Below are 21,585 nucleotides of genomic sequence, written 5' to 3'. Positions count from 1 at the left end.
GTGGTGAATGCTATACGTGAACAAGGCAAGGATTTTTTACTCGACGCAGTAGGCTCTAAACAAGAAGGCTTAAAACAAATTTTTTCCACGTCATCTGAGCATTCTTCGTTAATTATCGAATATGTTCAGCGCTACCAAGATTTCCAAGGTTTTTTCCATACCAATAATGTCGCACAACTTACGTTTGCTGCCGGTATTGAAGAAGAATTGCTCAGAATGCAATCCGAACAACAACGCAAAGCCTATTAATCATAGGCACTTGCTATGCTACATCACTTAACGTCGAGGATTTTCGCATGTCAATAAAAGTAGCCATTCGGCACAAAACAATTTACCACTTCGACAAAGCTGTCGCGCTGTCGCCGCATGTGTTTAGATTGCGCCCTGCCGTACATAGCCGCACACCGATAAAAGGTTATAGCCTACGCATTGAGCCAGAAGAGCATTTTATTAACTGGCAACAAGACCCCTTCGGCAATATATTGGCGCGCGTGGTGTTTCCGAAAAAAACCCGTTTATTAAGCGTCGATGTCGAAGTCATTGCCGATATGACGACGATTAATCCATTTGATTTTTTTCGTCGAAAGCTACGCCGAAAAATTTCCTTTTAGCTATGAAGCCGCACTGGCTAAAGAATTAGTGCCTTATTTAGAAATCGCTGAATCAGGTGAACGACTTAAGCAATGGCTAGCCAACTTCGATTTAAGCCCACGTAATATCAACGACTTTATGGTCGATGTTAATCGCGCCGTTTATCAAACAGTTGCCTATAACATTCGGATGGAACCTGGTATTCAAAGCTGCGAAGAAACATTGACCAAAGCCAATGGCTCGTGTCGTGATTCGGCCTGGTTATTAGTGCAAATCCTACGGCATTTTGGCCTAGCGGCACGCTTTGTCTCCGGTTATTTAGTGCAATTAACCGCCGACATTAAATCATTAGACGGTCCATCAGGGCCAGCTCAAGATTTTACCGATTTACATGCCTGGGCAGAAGTCTATATTCCTGGGGCTGGTTGGATAGGCTTAGACCCGACCTCGGGTCTTTTAGCCGGCGAAGGTCATATTCCATTAGCCTGTACACCTTCACCTGCAAGCGCTGCACCGGTAACCGGCTGTACAGACCCTTGCGAAGTCGAATTTGACTTTAGCAATACCGTCGAACGCTTATTTGAAGACCCACGCGTCACCAAACCTTATACCGATGAGCAATGGTACGCGATTAACGAGCTGGGCTTACAAATAGACAGGCAATTCGAGCAAGACCGCGTTCATTTGACGATGGGCGGCGAACCTACCTTCGTCTCTATTGATGATATGGAGAGTCCGCAATGGAATACGCACGCAGATGGTGCGCACAAACGCGAGCGCGCACAAGAATTGACCAAACGTTTGCGCGACGTTTTTTGCTAAAGGCGCATTATTGCATTACGGGCAAGGCAAATGGTATCCCGGTGAACCCTTACCACGCTGGCAATACGGCATTTTTTGGCGTAAAGACCATACCCCGATATGGCGAAATCCTGAGCTATTAGCCGACATCAATACCGATTATGGTCATGACATTAAAGATGCGTTGGCGTTTACTCAAGAACTGACTCGCTATTTAGGCGTCACGGAAAGCCATATCACACCGGCCTACGAAGACAGCTTTTACTACTTATGGCAAGAAGGCACATTACCGACTAACCTGAATCCACTTAAAGCCAATTTAAAAAGACCCGCTAGAACGCAGAACGCTTGCGCAAGTATTAGACCAAGATTTGGGTATGCCGGTAGGTTTTACCTTACCGTTAAAATGGAATTGGTATAACCATGTTTGGCAAAGCGGCCCTTGGGAATTTAGACGAGGCGCAATGTTTTTAATACCCGGTAACTCACCTATCGGTATGCGTATGCCGTTAAGCAGCTTGCCTTGGGTAGCGCCTGAACGACGTGACCCGCAAGAACCGCAAAGCTTATTCAAAGACTTGCCGAAATTGGCCGACTATTTTGGCGAAGTCATGCAGCGTTACAGCACGTTTGAAGAAAAAACCGCTACATCCGACTTAAATGAGCAAGAGCCTGGCGATGTACCTAGCCGCTACGTCGATGTACCGCATACCGCGATTTGTATAGAGCCGCGCAATGGTCGCTTGTATTTATTCATGCCGCCGCTGTCTACGCTGGAACATTATTTAGACTTAATCGCAACCATTGAAATCGTTGCAGAAAAACTAGCGTTACCTGTAGTCATCGAAGGTTATGAGCCCCCTAGAGATTACCGCGTCGAACGCCTAATGGTTACACCAGACCCCGGCGTTATCGAGGTCAATATTCACCCCTCTAAAAACTGGCCAGAATTAGTTGAAAAAACTGAAATACTGTATCAAAACGCCTATTTATCGCGCTTAGGCACAGAAAAATTTATGCTCGACGGTCGCCATACCGGAACGGGCGGCGGCAATCACATCACCATAGGTGCAGAATCGCCAGCCGATAGCCCGCTGTTAAGACGGCCTGATTTATTACGCAGCTTAATTACTTACTGGCAACATCATCCAGGCTTATCGTATTTATTCTCAGGTATGTTTATCGGCCCTACCAGTCAAGCACCTAGAGTCGATGAGGGTCGGGATGAAAAATTATACGAGTTAGAAATCGCCTTCCAACAAATGCCAGCCGGTGAAGTACCTGCACCTTGGCTAGTTGACCGCTTGCTACGGCATTTGTTAACCGATATTACCGGTAATACCCATAGAGCTGAATTTTGCATAGATAAACTGTATTCACCCGATAGCTCAACAGGTCGTTTAGGTATTTTAGAGCTGAGAGCCTTTGAAATGCCGCCTCATGCGCGTATGTCACTCGTCCAAACGGTGTTATTACGCGCGTTAATCGCATGGTTTTGGCGTAAACCGTATCAACACGACTTAGTACGCTGGGGCACAGAATTACATGACCGCTTTATGCTGCCGCATTATGTACGACAAGACTTAATCAGCGTGGTCAATGACTTAAAACGAGCTGGCTACCCCTTTGAGCTGAGCTGGCTAGAGCCATTTTTTGAATTCCGCTTCCCAAGATATGGCGTCATGATGACTGATGACATGGAATTAGAGCTACGTTTTGCTATAGAACCTTGGCATGTCTTAGGCGAAGAAGTCACTAGCACCGGTACTGCTCGCTATGTTGATTCATCGGTCGAGCGCTTACAAGTTAAAGTCACTGGTTTTACCGCTGGGCGCTATGTCATTGCTTGTAACGGTAGACGTCTGCCATTACGACCAACGAACCGTATCGGCGAATATGTTGCCGGTGTGCGTTACCGGGCTTGGCAACCACCGTCGGCGTTACACCCAACGATTAGCCCCCATGTACCATTAATTTTTGACGTGATAGATACTTGGAACGGTCATGCGGTGGGAGGATGTACTTATCATGTTGCCCATCCGGGTGGTCGTAGTTATGAGCGCTTCCCGGTTAACAGCTTTGAGGCCGAAGCCAGACGTATTAGCCGATTCTGGGATTACGGTCATACACCGGGGGCAATCATAAAAGCACCTATGGCACAAACCACAACCGAAGCCGTCGCCGACCAAGCGCTAGAACAACGCTTTAGAATACATACCGATGCGCCAAGACCGATGGCTCCGCCGCTGGAAGAACTCAACAATGATTTTCCATTTACATTAGACTTACGTTATCAACATCGTTAACGGTAACAGGTTATCGCGTGAGCGTTATAAATCCCTTTGCACAAACTGATAGCGGCCAATATTTCCCAACGCAACTAGGCGTGTACGACGACGCAACCGCCGTACACGATGCGAAAGAGCTGTCGTATTGGTCGCAATTAAACACACTAGGCATTACTGAGCTGGATAAGCGTCGCAAAGAAGCGCAACGTTTATTACGCGAAAACGGCGTGACCTATAATGTCTATGGTGATACGCAAAAAATGGCGCGGCCTTGGCGTTTAGACCCGATACCACTGCTGATTAGCCATGATGACGGTTTACGTTTAGCTGCAGGATTGCAACAGCGTGCTGAATTACTAAATTTAATCCTAAAAGACATCTACGGCTCACAAAACTTGTTAAAACAAGGCTTGTTGCCACCTGAATTAATCTACGGTCATCAAGGTTTTTTGCCCGGTTGTGTGGGAGCCAACCCTAAGCATAATAAGTCGCTAGTTATTTATTCTGCTAACTTAGTTCGCAGCAGCAGCGGTCAGTTATTCGTTTTAGACGATAGAAGCCAAGCCCCATCAGGCTCAGGTTATGCGCTAGAAAACCGTATGGTGTTAACACGCGTATTACCCGATATTTTTCAAGCCAATAAAGTCCATAGACTGGCTAATTTTTTTAAAGGCTTGCACAAAGGCTTAGCCGGATTATCACCACAAAACAAAGATAATCCGCGTATCGTCATTCTTACACCTGGCCCATTTAACGAAACCTATTTTGAGCACGCCTATTTAGCCGCTTATTTAGGTTATACCTTAGTCCAAGGCGACGATTTAACCGTGCGTGATGGCCATGTCTGGTTAAAAACGTTGGCAGGCTTACAACATGTCGATGTCATTTTACGGCGCGTCGATGATGTGTATTGCGACCCTTTAGAGTTACGCAGTGATTCCCGCTTAGGCGTCGCCGGACTGATGGAAGCAGTACGGCGCGGCAATGTTGCGATAGCCAATCCATTAGGCTCTAGTATTTTAGAAAATCCCGGCTTACTGGCTTTTTTACCGCAATTAGCCCGTTATTTCCTCGGCGAAGACTTATTACTCCCCTCTATTGCCACCTGGTGGTGTGGCCATGCTAAAGAACGCGACTTTGTCTTAAACAACTTAGACCGATTAATCATCAAACACATTAATCGTAACCCAGGTAATAGCGCGATTTTTGGCAATGAATTATCGGGTGAGCAGCAACAGCGTTTACGCGCAGAAATTATTGCCAAGCCTTATTTGTTCGTCGGGCAAGAACAAATGCACTTAGCATCCGTACCGGCCTTCATAGACCATAAAATCGAGCCTTGCCAAGCAGTGTTACGCCAGTTTGTCGTTGCACACGGCAACGATTATATCGTCATGTCGGGCGGCCTGACCCGAGTCGCTTCAGGCCAAAATCCTTTCTCAGTCTCCAACCAATCAGGTGGTCTTAGCAAGGATACCTGGATTTTAGCCCCTGCCACGCAGGAAACCTCGGTCAGCAATACACCACCCACGCGCACGTTAGTCGTTGAAGCCGTTAGCGAAGCCCTTACTAGCCGTGCGGCCGACCATTTGTTCTGGGTAGGACGTTATATCGAACGCATTGAAGCATCCGCTCGTTTGCTGCGCACGGTCTTACTTAAAATGCGCTCGCTATTAGAATTTAATGACCCTACCGAACAATCGTCATTAAGCGTTTTATTAGCCAGCTTAACGCACGTTACTACCAGTTATCCAGGCTTTGTCGCGCCGACAATGCACTACTAAACACACCACAAACTGAGTTGCTTTCTCTAGCCAAAGACAGTTTAAAACCCGGTTCTCTCGCCGCTAATATACAAGCGTTTTGTGCAGACTGCATTTAGTGTGCGTGATTTATGGTCGCAAGATACCTGGCGCACAATAGATAATATTCAACACCGCTGGCAACAACGCGTCATTAATAACGATATGGCGCTAGAACATTTGCTAAGCTGCTTAGATGAATTAATTACCGGCATTGTCGCCTTTACCGGCTTCACCAGTGAAAGCATGACCCGAGAAGCCGGTTGGCTAATGCTTGACAGTGGCCGTAAACTGGAACGCGCGCTAGCACTCATCACGTTACTGCGCGGTGCGCTGGTTTGCAAACAAGAAAGCGCGGTACAAAGCCAAATTTTAGAAGCGGTGTTATATTCCACCCATAGCTTAACGATTTACCAGCGCCGCTATCGCTGCCCGGTACAACTCCCTATGGTATTGGATTTATTATTATTTGACGCCGCGCATCCACGCTCACTTGCTTATCAACTGCAACAACTTTCAGCGCATATTGCAGAGCTGCCTAGAGAACGCAAAAGTAGGCTAAGCGAAGAAGAACAATTGGTCATGAAGCTATACACCGATGTGAAGTTAAGCAATTTAACTACATTACTCGCTGCTAGCGATGAAGAGGCCTGTTATTTGCAACTCGATAAATTATTATCCGATAGCAGAGAATTGATATGGCAACTTGCCGATGTGATTGCACAAGCCTATTTCAGCCACTCGCAAACAACCGATTTAACCCATGTACAACGCTTAGATGATGAGCTATGAACTACAGGATTACCCACACAACGACTTATCACTACAGCCAAGCCGTCGGATTATGTCAAAATCAAGCTCGTCTACAGCCGCGCAATTTAGCGCACCAGCGTTGTTTAAATACCAGGTTTGTTATCACGCCTACACCGAGTGATTTTCAAGAATTTGACGATTACTTTGGTAATCGCACCGCTTATTTTGCCATTCAGCAAGCGCATAAAGAACTCACTGTTACCGCTATCAGCGATGTCTGTGTCACAGCGATGCCTATGCCAAGCAATGCTGCGATAACGTGGGAAGCGGCACGCGAACTACTAAGCTCAGATAGCCACGCACTATTAACACCCGAGCTATTAGAAGCCAAACAATTCTTATTGGATTCAGCAATGGTCACCGCTTCAGATGATTTAGTGGCTTATGCAGAGGCCTCGTTTACTAAAGACCAATCGTTATTTCAAGCTACTTGCGATTTAACCCAACGCATTTACCATGATTTCACTTATGACCCCTCTTTCACGACAATAGCCACGCCGTTAGCTACCGTGTTAGAGCATAAGCGCGGGGTATGTCAGGACTTTGCCCATTTAGCGATAGCCTGCCTACGCAGCTTAGGGTTAGCCGCACGCTATATCTCAGGCTACTTAGAAACCATACCTGCACCTGGCACGCCTAGGCTCGTCGGTGCAGATGCCTCACATGCTTGGCTTGCCGTCTACATACCGACTATCGGCTGGCAAGATTTTGACCCCACCAATAATAAAATACCGAATGACCAATATATCACGTTAGGCTGGGGACGTGATTTTGCCGATGTTACGCCACTTAAAGGTATTGCTTATGGTGGTGGTCAGCATTCGTTAAGTGTGTCTGTTGATGTCGCAAGACGCTGAGCGCTCATAATGATAATTCCTTGACCTAAAAGCTTTCGCATCAAGCACACCTGGTGTAATTTACTTAAATAAAGATTAAAATACTCTGCCTTGTTCTTGCCCTGTTAAGACTATGACTTATTGTATTGCCGCTTCTATCAATGAAGGTTTAATTCTGGTATCGGACTCTCGAACCAACGCGGGTATTGATAATGTCAGTACCCACGGGAAAAATGCACGCATTTGAAACGAATAGCGACCGATTTATTATATTAATGTGCGCCGGCAATCTTGCTACAACCCAAGCGGTGATTGAGCAATTGCATAGAGACAAAATAAAAAAAAGCGGGAGTTAATTTAAATACCGTTGAATGTTTGTCTGAAGCCGCTAGTTATTTAGGTCATATTAGCGTCGAGAAACAAAAACAACATTTAAATGCCGAAGGCCAATCCGCGTTTAACTTTACCGCCACATTTATTATCGCCGGTCAAATTGGTGATGAACCCCATGGCGCCTATATGGTATATGCCGAAGGTAATAGTATCACCACGTCCGCTAACACACCTTTTTTTTGCAAATTGGCGAAAGTAAATACGGCAAACCTATTTTAGATAGGTTTTTAAAATTAGAATCATCTATTGATGAAGCGGCTCGCTGTTGCTTGGTCTCTATGGATTCAACTATCCGCAGTAATGCCAGTGTAGGCCCACCAGTAGAAATGCTGATTTACCGCAAAAATAGCTTTAGCTTTAACGAATATTATTGCTTCGATGATGATGACGACTACTTACCTAGACTGAGACGAAGCTGGGAATCGAAATTACGCGAAGCGATTTCTGCCCTACCCTGCTTAACACCACAAACTGACAAAAAAATGCGTGTTGTCCTGTAACGCATCCCCTCTAAACGGTCACCGTCAGTTATTCATGTAGGGTACGCCATGCGTACCTTGCGAAAGCTGACAACGACCTTGCTATTGCCTCACCCCATGCTAACCTCCTTACTGTCACTATCAGAGCGTCGGCTAATCTGGCTATTTATAGGCATACTCACTGTAAAAATTGGCTATATTGTCGGCAATGGCTTAGAGCTAATCGGTGATGAGAGCTATTACTGGGATTGGTCACGCCAACCCGATTGGTGTTATTACAGTAAACCACCGATGGTGGCATGGATTATCGCAGTTGCCACAACACTAGGCGGCTCTAGCGTAGAGTCAGTACGCCTACCCGCCGCTATATTAAACCTCTTAACCCTAGTTTATTTGTACAAAACAACCTCAGCGCTTTACTCACCTAAAGCCGGTTGTTTAGCCTTACTCATGTTAATCGCCATGCCGTTTAACGTCTTGTTAGGCTTTATCATGACCATAGACGCACCGCTGTGTTGTTTTTGGGCTATGTCACTCTATTATCTTGCGCAAGCCTTATTTAAACAACGTGATAAAGCCTGGCTATGGGCTGGCTGTGCAACCGGTGCAGCAGTCTTAAGCAAACAAGTCGCTTTACTGTTACCGTTAATGGTATTGATTTTCTTAGCGCTAGAACAAAATAGACGGCAGTTACTACTAAGCCGATGTTTTTTCAGCTATTTAGCACCCGTTTTGCTTAGCTTAATACCCATCCTAGCGTGGAATGCCGAGCATGATTGGGTCATGTATGAGCATAGTAAACATCACTTAACCCAAGAGGTTTTAAACCTATCCGCTAGAGCAAGCCAAGCCGCTAGCTTCATCGGTTATCAATTACTGTTAATCTCGCCATTACTCTGCGTACTCGTTATCTCAGATAGCGCAAAACGCTTGCGCCACTTTAAACAGCTCAACGCCGCTGAACAGTTTTTAACCCTAACAGGCCCAGTGCTATTAGCCGGTATTTTTCTATTAAATATAGGCCAAAAAACTCAGGGCAACTGGGCAGTGCCGTTTTACTTTAGCGCAATTATCCTAATTAGCGGCAGCTATAGCCAGCTCAAAACCTTACCCAATAGCCTCACCAACGGCATAAAACTAGGTTTAGGCTTAGTGCTGATAACTTACGCATTACCGCTATTAATCTCAGTCTTTAACTTAACCAACAGCCCACTAGACCCGACCAGCCGCTTTAAATACTGGCGTCAACTCGCTACTCAAGTGGACAATTACCGACAACAACACGGACAAGACGCGTTCATTATCACACTAGGCCATCGCTTCATGACCAGTGAATTAGCGTTTTACCTACCAGAGCAGCCGCAGGTTTACCGCTACGAAACAACAGGCCAAATCGCCTCACAATACGAACTCTGGCCCGGCCCTAATGACCCAATCGGCCATTCAGCCTATTTAATAGTCGAACATAAATACATACCCTTGCCCAAAGCCATCACCAACGCTTTCGAGCATATTCAAACCCTAGGCCAAATCGAAAACCCTCTCGACATAAGCAATCCTTACCATGTGTTATTAGCGCAAGGGCTAAAACAATGGCCTGTGTTAAGCCGACCAGACTGAGCTATTGCTTATTCATGGTAATGCGTGAGTCAATTAGCAAGAAGATGCCCATTGCTTTACTACTAACGTTAACTATAATTTGCATAAGTTTTAGATTGTGCTAGATTTTGTCCACTGACTCAAAGTTGGTAATAAGCACCGCCCTTACTAGCGATTGATACGGTGACCCAAGCTATACTGAAAAGGAAAATAATATGCAGATCAATCGATTACCTTACTGCCGGTCTTTTTTTAGTAGATAGGTTGAAGCTATCTAGCTCCTTATTCGTAGCAAGAAAGGATGCTTTATAACTAATGCTAACTTCAAATGAAATTGCGAGATTGCTCGAATCAATTGGCTGCACAAAAAAACACGAAACCCAGTATGCAATAGGTTACACGTTGCCCTCAACGGATCAGTACATTTATGTGAACAAGAAAGCTGGGGAAAATTATTCTGGCTTGGTTATTCATCCGCGACATCAATCGTTTAGAGACAATCTTATGGCGACCTATGGAGTTCAGAGCCAACAAAAATATATTCATAAGTCGAACATGAAGATGTTCCCTAAAAAACAAAATAAGGGAAAGAAGGAAATTTGTTACGGAATGCCGTTCGGTTTTGATTCTGAAGCTGCATTCCGAAACTTCATAGAACAATTATTAACACATCCTATTGCCTACTTTTGCAACGAGCTAGAGGAAATTAAGGAGGCCGAAGGGCAACTAGAAAATCTGCCCACTACAGAAAAAGAATCAGTTATCAATAGCCGCGTTGGCCAAGGACTATTTAGAAAGCAACTGATTGATTTGTGGGGTGCATGTTCAGTGACAAGCTGTCCCGCAATTCCTTTGTTAAAAGCATCCCATATCAAACCATGGCGAGACTCCAACAATGTAGAAAGACTTGATGTATTCAATGGTTTTTTACTCACACCTAATTTAGATTCATCATTCGACACAGGGCTAATAACGTTTGATAATACTGGAGCCATAGTAATTTCCTCAGCTTTAGATGTTGCCTCTAGAGGTATATTAGGAATTCATCCAGGTCTAGTAATTAAGGATATCAAGAAAGAAAATTTACCTTATCTTGAGTATCATAGAAATTATGTCTACCAGTCATAGAAATGCTGTTAACACCGATAGCCTATACAAATCAAGGCAATAAAACAGGGATCAGAGTAATAAGCCTACTCTGACCTCAGTCATTACAACAGAAATCCCAACATTAGCTGAATTTTTACTCTTGGGCGGAGGACTGCCGCCTAAAGCAAGATTAGATGCTTTGCATATTGCTTGCGCGGCTTATCATGAGATGGATGTACTTCTAACCTGGAATTGCACACACATTGCCAACCCGGCGCAATTGCCTGTAATGCGCGGTTTGTGTTCCGCCAAGGGATATAAGTTACCTGAGCTGGTGACCCCTTTTGAACTAATGGAGACTAGATAATGAACACCCTACAACCTAGCCAAAATTCAATTGTTAATGAAATTCACGATACGCGGCAAAGACTTGCGGAGCTATATCACAATGATTTGCTTACTTACTCTCAAGCGGCGCAAGAGCATTGTCTTGCATTGGGGTTTAACCTGGTAGATAGCCCACGCTTGCGACATTCGACTGAAATCATAAAGAAAGCAATTAAGGCTTAACTCAACATTCCTGCAAAATCCACTAATACTCAGCCACTGAGCTTTACGCCAGCCATTAAACGATCAGGCATCCATGCACTTTAATTACAAACGTCTTATCCTCGTAGTCGCACTGGCATTATCGATTACCGGCTGCGCCACGTATCAAAACGCCTGGTGCAGGCATCAATGTCGGCAATCTAGCCAAAACCGATGGCGATATTGCGGAAATCATGCAGCGTGAGCCGGCCGCACCTTTTCCATCCCGCATCGCTTTGGCAAGAGTGCAATCCACCGGCTATCACTCATTTAACAATCAGTGTTATGGTGAGGGAACGTTCTGCATTGTGACTACACGGGATATTGAAACAGAGCAAGACCTTGATAGGCTGGGTCGCTTGCCAATGGTTTCAGGCATCGCGGCTATGAGCCGCATACTGCTATCCGAAAAGCTTCAATCAATAAAAGATTTGCGGCTTGCAGCCGCAAGCCTAAAAACAGACATGTTGTTGGTCTATTCAATAGACACTCGGTTTAATGTAGAAAGTACCGACATTGGGCCACTGTCTATTATATCGCTTGGGTTCTTACCCAATAAAAAGGCTCTGGTAACAACAACTGCATCAGCGGCATTGTTCGATGTGCGCACAGGTTATGTCTATGGCGTAGCGGAAGCCACGGCAACTGAGCAACAAAGAGCCACTACTTGGTCGAGTGAGCAAGCCATAGAAAATTCACGATTAAAAACCGAAGCCGAGTCATTCCAAAAATTACTTAGTGAATTTGAGAAACTTTGGCAAGACGTTGTAGCACAACATGCACGTCAAATTAATGGCTAATAAAACCGGCGTCCGAGTAGAAAAACAGCAAGAATTTAAATATATGACCCCAGTTAGTTTTATTAGCACAAGAGCTAAAACGATGGCCTACATTAAGCCGACCAGACTGAGCTATTGCGTAACTGTGGCAATACGTGAAAAAACCAAACAAAAAATGCTGCTTGTTTTAGCGCGGAGGCATTATCGTTTGTATAAATATTGTTCTGTACTAAATTTTGTCTACTGACTCAACGTTTGTAAGACGCACGACCCGTTGGTGATTGCCCTGCCCTTGCTAGCTATTGATACTATTACCAAAGCTATACTGAGAGGAAAATAATATGCACATCACTCGACAAGTACTCTTAACCGCTGGCGAGACCTTCGTCGGCAGAATCATTCTTGTGCGCGGGGTCGAACGGGTCGCACTCTTAGGCTCGCTAACTACGAACAAGAGCAATCCCAAAGACATAGATTTCCTGCTGACGGTCTCCGATGAAGCCAACATGGAAGCAGTGGCTATAGCGGGCCGTAAGCTCAAGGGGTACTTACAGGGCTACGCATCAGGAGCCGATGTCTTCCTCTGCAATGCCAAGCATCAATATATAGGCCGAACTTGCGCATACCGAGAATGCCACTCTCGAGTGGCATGCCAAGGCGCTGACTATCGTCCGGGATCTTGGGTGAACACAGACTTCCATCTGCTGAAGTTGTCCTCCGACTTGTGCAAGAATCCTCCGGTCGTAATATGGCCGATCCAACACGTCGCAGCACCTGTCCCCCACCCACTGGTAATATTACCCAAGTTACACGCGTGATTCGTGGATGTTTTTGCGTTAAGTTAACCGACACCCCTCTTAGGCTTGTTAACACTTAACTCGGTAAACACTATGAAAACTCAAACAATATCCCACTACTTAGGACTGTTCATTGTTTGCGCGCTGTTCACAGAAGTTGTCTATGCGGCACTACCGAAAGCGCCAATACTGCGCTCACCCGCAGGCAACATCACTGAAGTCGCGACCAGCTATCAATGGTCAATGGTTGTCGGCGCGAGTCTTTATCAATTGTCGATAAAAGACAGCACCGGCAACATTAGTAATTATCAATATAAAGCCGAACAAAAATGCTTAGCTAGTAAAAAATCATGTTCGGCGTACCCAGCTTAGCGCTACCGCCTGGCAACAGCAGTTGGCGCGTACGTGCTAAAAATCAGGCTGGCTGGGGAGCTTGGAGTGCAGCAAAAGCCTTCACCGTCGCCCCGGCACTCACGTATTATCTTAACACGTTAGAAAAAGGCGATAGCTACAACTATGTTAACGATGCTTCAGTGGCTACCGATTTGTTTAACTCGTTATGGCGGGTTTTAGCGGCACAAAAACGTCGCTTGCTGGGTGTCGGAATACAGTGCATTAACGCAATACCAATTTTATCAAGACCCGTCTTTCTTGCCGGGTCCGCTTTACCGCTTCAGCGGTTTTGATGAATCGGTGGGGCAATTAACCATTTATTCCGTAGGTTGGTATTACCGGGCTAATTCCGATATTCCCTTAAAAGCCGCATTTGTCAGTGCTGGTATTGGGGATTTTCTATTAGTGTTAACCGATGCTAACACCTTTGTCGAAGCGTATTGGCATGGCAATTATTTAGTTGCCACGCCTTATCATATTGGTCAGCAATGCTTATAAAGACTACACGCTTAAGATGGGACAGGGCGTTTAGAGCACAGGTGTCGGCAGCAGGGATGCTGCCGCCAAACCTACAGGGACGTATTTACGGCGTCCTGCGTTCTAAATGACCTGTCCTCGTCTTAAGTTGGTAACCCTTATAAAAAGCTAAAAAAACTTCAACCAAGCCCAATGACTGTGACTGCGCTTAAACTGGTCAAACCATACGCATAACGGATACAACAGCGCCAACACCGCTAGCCAAATTCCGTATACCACGGGTAAATCATAGCCATAATGCTCTGGCATCTCTTTTGACCACGGGCCGAGTAATAACGGTATTACAGGCCCATCGGTTAATACTGCGACGATAACAGCCAAGCCATGTATCACATACAAATGCAGTAAATAATAAAACAAGGCCGTACGGCCAAAGATGGGTAAGATAGGCAAGGTTTTAGGTTTAATACGGTCAAATAAACCTAATAAAACCAACGCTGGCCCTAAGGTCATCAATAAATATGCCAGTGACGGCGGATATTTATGACAATTTAGAAACGATAACACGGTAAACACGGGATTCGGTAGAACCTGCCACGGCTTAGGGTCGCCATAGCTATTAAACCCGCGCAGCAGCAAAAACAACACGATCAAAACGCCGCCTAATCCCAACACATAACTAGACCGCTGCGCTGGGAAACGCGATAACACTGCGCCAAAACCATAACCTAACGCCATCACACCTAGCCACGGAATCAATGGATAATAAGGCCTTAAGCTCCAAGCGCCACCCAGATCTATCTTATTGCCCGTATGTAAAATTGCCCATAGCCAAGCAACATGACCAAAATCATCGCTAGTAACCGTATCGAAAGCGTTATGACCTAACACCATCACCAACCAATGGCGACAAGCCAACGCATAGGCAAATACACCAGACCGGCTAAAAAAATCATAGACCAGCCTATCGCCCACAACACGCCACCGTTGATTTCACGCAAATCCCCAGTAAACTCCCATGCCACCGCCTCAACGGTACTTTGCAACACGATTAATAATACACCGCGCAACAATAAAAACCGGCTAAGTTCGCTGACTCGTGCAAACTTCCCGGCAGCTAAGAACGCACTGACACCCGCTAAGAATACAAAGGTTGGCGCACAATAATGCGTAATCCAACGCGTTAAAAACAATGCCGGGCTAGTTTGGGATAAATCCGTCGGGGAAAAATGCGCATTGGTAAAAAAATCGCGGGTATGGTCTAACGTCATCAAAATCATGACTAAGCCACGTAAGCAATCTATGGCGGTTAAACGTTCTGAATGATTAGCACTAGACATATACTTTAAAATGGTTAAGTTTTCGGTTTTTACAGCTCGCTGTAGGGTACGCTACGCTTACCTTTTTATTGATTTTATTACGATTTTTTAATGGTACGCACAGCGTACCCTACTCAAAAACCGAAAATTTGAACGTTCAGAGTATACCTATGACCCACTTTAACTTTCGGTCGAATTTTTTGTTTAGGCTGATAAACCACAAAATACAAATTACGCAAATAAATCAACAACCCGCTTGCTTGACCTAAAATAAATACCGGGTCTTGACGATAAATCGCATACGCTGTTAGCGTTAAACCACCCGCAATACTGAAATACCAAAACGCCACAGGGAATACGCTTTTCTTTTCTTTCTCAGATTGCAGCCACTGAATGATAAAACGCGCCGAAAACAGCGCTTGGCCTATAAAGCCTATACCTAACCAAAGGGTTTCACTCGTCACGCTTAATCTCCGTTACGTCAGTACGTCTAGCTCGACGCTGTAACCACATCACGCCGAATAAATCGATAATACCGGCACTTAACCTATCCAACGTACCATATTTTGATTGGCCTTTGACGCGAGAGCGATGGTTCACCGGCTCCGAAATCACTTGCCCACCGGTACGCAACACCAAAGCCGGTAAAAATCTATGCATGTGATCAAAGTAAGGCAGCGACAAAAATAGGTCTCTAACAAACACTTTCAAACCGCAACCGGTATCTGGCGTGTTATCACCTAATAAGCTTGCACGCACCGTATTAGCAAATTTAGACGAAAACAACCGCCAAGCCGAATCATGCCGGTGTTGCCGCCAGCCAGCAACCATAACCAAGTTAGGCTCTAGCGATTGCTTAGCGATAAGGGTCTGGTAAAGCCTTGGAATATCGGCGGGGTCGTTCTGGCCGTCACCATCTAACGTCGCAATCGTGGCATAACGCGCCGCTTTAACACCGGTGTAAACCGCCCTACTTTGTCCAGAGGTACGACTATGTTTTAGTACGCGTAATGTTGGAATTTCATGCAATGCCTCAGCAAATACTTGAGCAGAATTATCCGTACTTGCATCATCAACAAAAATAATTTCATACGCCTCGGCATCTTGCATGGCCTGAGTAATTTCATTTAACAACAGAAGAATATTGTCGGCTTCGTTAAAAACCGGAACAACAATAGATAGTTTCACAAATATTTTAAAAAGTAAGTTAAAGCAGTGATTATTTTATCACCCAAGCCATAAATAAAAGCAAAGATAAATCAGATAAAAATAAGCGTTAGCGATGTACAAACACCTAGTCTATTGATTAACAAATCAATTTCTAACCAACACTAAATAACGTAGATTGCTTGCAATATAGGCTATTTTCCATTAACTTAGCCGCACATCCGTTAAGGCTAGGGGTGCTTCATCGCATGATGAGGCTGAGACAGACCCTTTGAACCTGATTCCGGTTAATACCGGCGTAGGAAAGCCCCACTTACCTGCGCCTTGTTGTTTTTGGCTACACACTTAATGATGGGACAGGGCGTTTAGAAAGCAGGTGTCGGCAGCAGGGATGCTGCCGCCAAGCCTACAGGGACGTATTTACGGCGTCCTGCGTTCTGAATGACCTGTCCCGTCTTAAGTTGGTAACCTTGTTTTTAAAATGGAGATAACACATGAGCGCCATCCTCAAAGAGCCTCTCGCCCAACAAGAAACTGGAGTTAAAATAGACTCCTACCCCTCGTCAGAAAAAATCTATTTAACCGGTAGCCGCCCTGATATACGCGTACCAATGCGTAAAATCACGTTATCTCAAACCCCGGCACAATTTGGTGCCGAACATAACCCACCTCTATACGTCTACGACACCTCAGGCCCTTACACCGACCCAAATGTCTTTATCGACTTAAAAAAAAAGGTTTAGCACCGGTACGCGCTACATGGATAAATGAGCGTAACGATACTGAAGAGTTATTCGGGCCAAGTTCGAACTACGGACATCAACGCTTACACGACCCGGCTACTGCACATTTACGCTTTGAGCTGATACGCAAACCGCGTCGTGCTAAAGCGGGTTTAAACGTCACGCAAATGCATTACGCGCGTAAAGGCATTATCACACCGGAAATGGAATATATTGCGCTACGCGAAAATCAAAACATGGACGAAATGCGCGCACTCTGGCACGACCAGCATCCAGGGCAATCTTTTGGCGCCGAAATTCCCGATAGAATCACGCCAGAATTCGTGCGTTCCGAAGTTGCCAGAGGCCGCGCTATTATTCCTGCCAATATTAACCACCCTGAGTTAGAGCCTATGATTATAGGCCGTAACTTCTTGGTAAAAATCAATGGCAATTTAGGCAACTCGGCCGTCACATCAACGATAGAAGAAGAAGTTGAAAAAATGCTCTGGGGTATTCGCTGGGGCGGCGACACCATCATGGACTTATCAACGGGTAAACACATACACGAAACCCGCGAATGGATTTTACGCAACTCGCCCGTGCCGATAGGCACCGTGCCGATTTACCAAGCCCTAGAAAAAAGTCGGCGGTAAAGCCGAAGAGCTGACCTGGGACATCTTCCGCGACACATTAATCGAACAAGCCGAACAAGGCGTCGATTATTTCACGATACACGCTGGCGTGCGCTTACACCATGTACCGCTCACTGCGAAACGCATGACTGGTATCGTCTCGCGCGGCGGTTCTATCATGGCGAAGTGGTGTTTAGCACACCATACTGAAAGCTTTTTATACACGCATTTTGAAGAAATTTGCGAAATCATGAAAGCCTATGATGTCTCGTTCTCATTAGGCGATGGCTTGCGTCCCGGTTCGATTTATGATGCTAACGATGCCGCGCAATTTGGCGAATTAGAAACCTTAGGCGAGCTGACAAAAATCGCCTGGCGTCACGATGTGCAAACCATGATTGAAGGCCCTGGCCATGTACCTTTACACATGGTTAGAGTCAACATGGAAAAACAACTAGAAACTTGTGGCGAAGCGCCGTTTTATACGCTAGGCCCGCTGACTACTGACATTGCGCCTGGTTACGACCATATTACCTCAGCAATAGGCGCCGCCCATATCGGTTGGTATGGTTGCGCCATGTTGTGTTATGTCACGCAAAAAGAGCATTTAGGCTTACCGAATAAACAAGACGTGCGCGAAGGCATCGTGACCTACAAAATCGCCGCTCATGCTGCCGATTTAGCCAAAGGCCACCCTGGCGCTCAAGCCCGCGATAACGCGATGTCTAAAGCTCGCTTTGAGTTCCGTTGGGAAGACCAATTCAATATCGGCCTAGACCCTGAAAAAGCTCGCGAATTTCACGACGAAACCTTACCGAAAGAATCCGCTAAAGTCGCCCACTTTTGCTCTATGTGCGGCCCGCATTTCTGCTCGATGAAAATCAGCCAAGACGTGCGCGAATACGCTGCCGAAAAAGGCTTAGAAGAAACCCAAGCGTTACATGCCGGCATGGAAGAAAAATCGCGTCAGTTTTTAGAAGAAGGGGCGAAGATTTACCAAAAAATTTAAGGCGCGAGATGTTTGCGCGTTGAGTTTGGCTTTTAAACGCCTAAAACACTGCCATAGCGAACCACGCTATGGCAGGCATGATGACCACATACTGCGCGACGCCACCTATGCAACCGCATCCATCAGAACACAAACACCACGCTACTCCGCGCGAAGAATTAATCAAGCGATTACGCGAGCAACTCCCAGCGAGTGCGATTATCAGCGAGGTAGAGGCATTAATGCCTTTTGAATGTGATGGTTTATCGGCTTATAAAAATCCGCCTTGGTTAGTGGTATTGCCTGACACTGTCGAACAAGTACAACATTGCTTACGATGTTGCTATGAGCTTAACGTACCTATCGTCGCGCGTGGTGCTGGCACGGGACTCGCAGGTGGCGCGTTGCCACTCTCTAATGGTGTGTTATTAAGCTTAACTAAACTCAATCGAATTTTAGCGGTAAATCCCGATAGCCGCTTAGCGATAGTCCAGCCTGGCGTTCGCAACATAGCCATTTCACAAGCCGCTGCCGCTTTTGGTTTGTATTATGCACCCGACCCTTCTTCGCAAATTGCTTGCACTATCGGCGGCAACATTGCAGAAAACGCGGGGGGTGTACATTGTTTAAAATACGGCTTAACTACGCATAATGTCTTAAGCGTTAAAATCGTTACTATCACCGGCGAGCTTGTCGAGTTAGGCAGCCAAGGTTTAGATGGGCCGGGTTATGATTTACTAGCTGTCGTCATTGGCTCAGAAGGCTTACTCGGTGTTGTCGTCGAGGCTACGGTTAAATTATTACCCAAGCCCGAACATGTTTGCACGTTAATGGCCGCGTTTAAACGCCTTGAAAATGCAGCACAAGCGGTGTCAGCGATTATTGCCTCAGGCTTAATACCAGCAGGCTTAGAAATGATGGATAAAGCCAGCATAAAAGCCGCTGAAGCATTTATCCATGCCGGTTATCCAGACGATGCTGAAGCCTTGTTGTTATGCGAATTTGACGGCAATCATGCACAAGTCGTCACCGAAACTGAAGCCGCTATGCACATTGTTACAGAAAACCAAGCATTTTCTATTCACATCGCCGAAGCCGAAGCGGAACGTAAACAACTCTGGGCAGGGCGTAAATCAGCGTTTCCGGCCATAGGTCGATTATCGCCGGATTATTATTGTATGGACGGTACCATACCAAGACGCCATTTAGCGCAGGTATTACAAGGGATTGCCGAGTTATCAGCCCAATACGGCTTAGCAGTGGCAAATGTCTTTCATGCCGGTGACGGCAATTTGCATCCATTGATTTTATACAACGCCGATGTGCCGGGTGAACTCGCCAAAGCCGAACAGTTAGGTAGCGATATTTTGCGTCTAAGCATAGACGCAGGTGGGACGATTTCGGGTGAACACGGTGTAGGGATAGAAAAAATCAATCAAATGTGTTTGCAGTTTAGTCACGCAGAGCTCGAACAATTTCACGCGCTAAAACAAGTTTTTGATGCTAAAGGCTTGTTAAACCCTGGCAAAGCCGTCCCTAGCTTAGCGCGTTGTGCAGAATTCGGCGCTATGCATGTGCATCAGGGACGGCTTAAATTTCAAGAGTTACCGCGTTTCTAATCAGCCAGGCACATCAAAACTTAACACATACTGGTCAGGGAATGGCCCGTCGTATAACAAGCGACTACACGGTTTGAGAGTGTCTAAGCGCAAAACGCCAGCGACGATAATTGGAATTTGAATACGATTAATATACTCGCCAAAACACCGGTGCATGCCATCACCAAAATGCAAATAGTCATCTAGCGGCCTATCGTCGCGCACCGTATAAGGGTCAGGCCAAGCACTTTCATCAAACATCGCTGAAGCGGTTGAAATAAACAACTCAGTGTCAGGTGGAATCTTCACACCAGCAATCACCGCACCTTGTTTACAATACCGACGCATAGCCGCCGCCATGGTATTAAACCTAAATACGTCAAAGCACAGATGTAAAAATTTCTGTTCATCGTCAATCACTTGTTTAGCGCGCTGCATCACATCCGGTTTAGCCAACATTTGTTCAATAATTAACGTAGATGCCATTGATGTGGTATCCAACGCGCCAACAATCAAACCAGAAATATTGCGCCGAATCGCATCATCATCAAAATCGTTTTGCCCTGTCAGTTGACCTTGCACTAAACGAGACAAAAAATCGTCAAACACTTGACCTTGTTTCAGCAACTCTCGGCGCTGCTCAATCAGCGTTAATAAATAAGGGCCTAACTCGTGAAACGCCTGCTCAGCGGTTACTTGAATACTACGTTCATTGCTTAGATTTAAAAACAAATCATGAAACAACGCGCGCAACCAACGCATCATCGTGACTTCATCGGGACCCGGTACGCCTAAATAATCAGTAATAAAACGTCTAGCAACCGGACGTGCCAGTTGTGAAACCACATCAATACGCCCTATCGGCAGTGCCGCTTGAATCATATCATCGCAGTGTTTACGCGCAACACGCCGAATCAATGCCGCTTCATCAGGTTTAATCACTCGTCTTAGCGTCGATTGCTCGTGGCTATACTGCGGCGAACGATCCATGCCTAAGAAAAATGGGCCATTTAAACGTAGCATATTAGGCGCATTAATCTCGGCAATAGTAAATTCAGTATCGCGTGCCAACGTTTGTTTGACATCAACGGCACGCGTCACAATCGCACGTTTACCAATGACGACGACAGGCTTATGCTTACGCAGCCAGTTAAATACACAGCGTTGCACGGATGCGCTCGTTAATGTAGCCACTACTCGGCTACCATAATAAGGAATAATGTGTTGAGGCGTGGTAGAGGTCGGATGATAGGCTGGCGCACTAGCAGGCACCGGCCTATGCTCACGGTATAGGGTGAGTGCTAATTGACCGCTAGGCGTTACGCGCAGTTCTTCGACAAAAGCACGGTATGCAGCAGGCAATTGCGCTAAAGTCGCCTGTACACCACGAAATTGCTCAGGCAATAGTACAGGTGCAGCCAATGCTGCTAA

At 45.8% G+C, this 21,585-nt stretch carries 19 protein-coding genes, 3 pseudogenes and 1 riboswitch; of the genes and pseudogenes, 17 read left to right on the top strand and 5 right to left on the bottom strand.

What is annotated here, in order from left to right:
• From VZ94_RS10535 to VZ94_RS10470, 15 genes and pseudogenes are all read left to right on the top strand, one after another.
• Positions 1–249 (top strand): annotated as a pseudogene (locus tag VZ94_RS10535) (hypothetical protein); the annotation flags it as partial.
• A gap of 47 nt (positions 250–296) precedes the next feature.
• On the top strand, positions 297–611 hold the full coding sequence (locus VZ94_RS28770; protein ID WP_239649837.1) for a transglutaminase N-terminal domain-containing protein: 315 nt from the start codon (positions 297–299) through the stop codon (positions 609–611).
• Positions 568–1,413, top strand: coding sequence for a transglutaminase family protein (locus VZ94_RS28765; protein ID WP_239649836.1), 846 nt, complete (start codon positions 568–570; stop codon positions 1,411–1,413). The genes VZ94_RS28770 and VZ94_RS28765 overlap by 44 nt, the downstream gene beginning before the upstream one ends.
• Positions 1,414–1,423: 10 nt before the next feature.
• The gene (locus VZ94_RS28760) at positions 1,424–1,813 is read left to right on the top strand and encodes a transglutaminase family protein (RefSeq protein WP_239649835.1); all 390 of its coding nucleotides are present in this window, start codon (positions 1,424–1,426) and stop codon (positions 1,811–1,813) included.
• Positions 1,770–3,698 carry a transglutaminase family protein gene (locus tag VZ94_RS28755; RefSeq protein WP_239649834.1) on the top strand — a complete coding sequence of 643 codons (1,929 nt, stop codon included), beginning with the start codon at positions 1,770–1,772 and terminating at the stop codon, positions 3,696–3,698. The genes VZ94_RS28760 and VZ94_RS28755 overlap by 44 nt, the downstream gene beginning before the upstream one ends.
• A gap of 242 nt (positions 3,699–3,940) precedes the next feature.
• Positions 3,941–6,274, top strand: a pseudogene (locus VZ94_RS10525) (circularly permuted type 2 ATP-grasp protein).
• A complete protein-coding gene (locus tag VZ94_RS10520; protein ID WP_045779203.1) occupies positions 6,271–7,152 on the top strand; it encodes a transglutaminase family protein in 882 nt (293 codons plus the stop codon). Before VZ94_RS10525 ends, VZ94_RS10520 begins: the two are co-directional and overlap by 4 nt.
• A gap of 354 nt (positions 7,153–7,506) precedes the next feature.
• Positions 7,507–7,743, top strand: coding sequence for a hypothetical protein (locus VZ94_RS31970; protein WP_338040342.1), 237 nt, complete (start codon positions 7,507–7,509; stop codon positions 7,741–7,743).
• On the top strand, positions 7,704–8,024 hold the full coding sequence (locus VZ94_RS31965) for a hypothetical protein (RefSeq protein ID WP_338040341.1): 321 nt from the start codon (positions 7,704–7,706) through the stop codon (positions 8,022–8,024). The genes VZ94_RS31970 and VZ94_RS31965 overlap by 40 nt, the downstream gene beginning before the upstream one ends.
• A 48-nt stretch (positions 8,025–8,072) precedes the next feature.
• Positions 8,073–9,623 (top strand): ArnT family glycosyltransferase, encoded by a 1,551-nt coding sequence (locus VZ94_RS10510; RefSeq protein ID WP_239649833.1) that lies wholly within the window; start codon positions 8,073–8,075, stop codon positions 9,621–9,623.
• 294 nt (positions 9,624–9,917) lie between these two features.
• On the top strand, positions 9,918–10,730 hold the full coding sequence (locus VZ94_RS10505; RefSeq protein ID WP_045779201.1) for a DUF2002 family protein: 813 nt from the start codon (positions 9,918–9,920) through the stop codon (positions 10,728–10,730).
• A 327-nt stretch (positions 10,731–11,057) separates the two neighbouring features.
• On the top strand, positions 11,058–11,261 hold the full coding sequence (locus VZ94_RS10500) for a hypothetical protein (RefSeq protein ID WP_045779200.1): 204 nt from the start codon (positions 11,058–11,060) through the stop codon (positions 11,259–11,261).
• 212 nt (positions 11,262–11,473) lie between these two features.
• Positions 11,474–12,079 (top strand): hypothetical protein, encoded by a 606-nt coding sequence (locus tag VZ94_RS10495; RefSeq protein WP_052700432.1) that lies wholly within the window; start codon positions 11,474–11,476, stop codon positions 12,077–12,079.
• An 869-nt stretch (positions 12,080–12,948) separates the two neighbouring features.
• Positions 12,949–13,227, top strand: a complete 279-nt coding sequence (locus VZ94_RS10480; protein ID WP_045779198.1) for a hypothetical protein — start codon at positions 12,949–12,951, stop codon at positions 13,225–13,227.
• A 225-nt stretch (positions 13,228–13,452) separates the two neighbouring features.
• Entirely contained in the window at positions 13,453–13,746 is a 294-nt protein-coding gene (locus VZ94_RS10470; RefSeq protein WP_131655531.1) for a hypothetical protein, read from the top strand.
• Positions 13,747–13,893: 147 nt separating this feature from the next.
• Here the strand turns inward: VZ94_RS10470 and VZ94_RS10465 are convergent, their stop codons facing one another.
• The 4 genes from VZ94_RS10465 to VZ94_RS10455 form a co-directional block, all read right to left on the bottom strand.
• Positions 13,894–14,700, bottom strand: coding sequence for an acetyltransferase domain-containing protein (locus VZ94_RS10465; RefSeq protein ID WP_239649832.1), 807 nt, complete (start codon positions 14,698–14,700; stop codon positions 13,894–13,896).
• Positions 14,619–15,065, bottom strand: a complete 447-nt coding sequence (locus VZ94_RS28750; RefSeq protein WP_239649831.1) for an acetyltransferase domain-containing protein — start codon at positions 15,063–15,065, stop codon at positions 14,619–14,621. Before VZ94_RS28750 ends, VZ94_RS10465 begins: the two co-directional genes overlap by 82 nt.
• A gap of 113 nt (positions 15,066–15,178) precedes the next feature.
• The gene (locus tag VZ94_RS10460) at positions 15,179–15,508 is read right to left on the bottom strand and encodes a lipid-A-disaccharide synthase N-terminal domain-containing protein (RefSeq protein WP_045779195.1); all 330 of its coding nucleotides are present in this window, start codon (positions 15,506–15,508) and stop codon (positions 15,179–15,181) included.
• On the bottom strand, positions 15,498–16,232 hold the full coding sequence (locus VZ94_RS10455) for a glycosyltransferase family 2 protein (RefSeq protein ID WP_192828626.1): 735 nt from the start codon (positions 16,230–16,232) through the stop codon (positions 15,498–15,500). Before VZ94_RS10455 ends, VZ94_RS10460 begins: the two co-directional genes overlap by 11 nt.
• A 201-nt stretch (positions 16,233–16,433) precedes the next feature.
• A riboswitch (TPP riboswitch) is annotated at positions 16,434–16,533 on the top strand.
• 172 nt (positions 16,534–16,705) lie between these two features.
• Here VZ94_RS10455 and thiC point away from each other — a divergent pair.
• Together thiC and VZ94_RS10445 are read left to right on the top strand one after the other, a co-directional pair.
• A pseudogene (thiC, locus tag VZ94_RS10450) lies at positions 16,706–18,577 on the top strand (phosphomethylpyrimidine synthase ThiC).
• A 77-nt stretch (positions 18,578–18,654) separates the two neighbouring features.
• Positions 18,655–20,175, top strand: coding sequence for an FAD-linked oxidase C-terminal domain-containing protein (locus VZ94_RS10445; RefSeq protein ID WP_239649830.1), 1,521 nt, complete (start codon positions 18,655–18,657; stop codon positions 20,173–20,175).
• Here VZ94_RS10445 and VZ94_RS10440 read toward each other — a convergent pair whose 3' ends face one another.
• Positions 20,176–21,576 carry a cytochrome P450 gene (locus VZ94_RS10440; RefSeq protein WP_082081550.1) on the bottom strand — a complete coding sequence of 467 codons (1,401 nt, stop codon included), beginning with the start codon at positions 21,574–21,576 and terminating at the stop codon, positions 20,176–20,178.
• Positions 21,577–21,585: the final 9 nt, after the last annotated feature.

Source organism: Methylocucumis oryzae (genome assembly GCF_000963695.1).
Lineage (GTDB): Bacteria > Pseudomonadota > Gammaproteobacteria > Methylococcales > Methylomonadaceae > Methylovulum > Methylovulum oryzae.
This window is presented reverse-complemented; position numbering and strand designations above follow the sequence as displayed.